The organism is uncultured Caballeronia sp., assembly GCF_964243625.1.
In the GTDB taxonomy this organism is placed as follows: domain Bacteria; phylum Pseudomonadota; class Gammaproteobacteria; order Burkholderiales; family Burkholderiaceae; genus Caballeronia.
Map to the genome: position 1 here is coordinate 1 of NZ_CAXTGZ010000731.1, position 458 is coordinate 458.

Genomic DNA, 458 nt, shown 5'->3' on the forward strand with positions numbered 1-458 from the left:
AGATGTCCTTCAGGCCGTTATGGCCGCCGCTGCCGCCACCGAGCTTCAGCTTGACTGTGCCGGGCGGCAAATCGAGTTCATCGTGCGCGACGAGTATCTCGTCCGGCAGGATCTTGAAGAACTGGGCGACGGCTACGACCGATTGCCCCGATCGATTCATGAACGTCTGCGGCTCAAGCAGATGGATCTCGTGGCCATTGAGCCGGCCCCGCCCGTAATGGCCGTGGAACCGGCGTTCATCGCGCAGGGATGCCCCCGAGTCGCGCGCCAGTTGATCGACGAACCAGAAGCCTGCGTTATGGCGCGTCGCTGTATATTCGGCGCCCGGATTGCCGAGCCCGACGATCAGTTTGATCATGTTCAATCGTGGCGGCGTGGCTGCGCGCGAATCAGCGCTTCAAACCTCGACCGCACCAGAAAAAGGCTAAAAAAAACCCGCCGGCGCAGAGCAACGGCGG

The 458-nt window shown here is 61.8% G+C and carries 1 protein-coding gene; it reads right to left on the minus strand.

Annotated elements, in window-relative coordinates; all coding sequences use genetic code 11:
• A partial coding sequence (gene pth, locus ACFFAR_RS30055; RefSeq protein ID WP_375509100.1) for an aminoacyl-tRNA hydrolase occupies window positions 1-358 on the minus strand: 358 nt, incomplete at its 3' end.
• Between the last annotated feature and the right edge of the window lie 100 nt (window positions 359-458).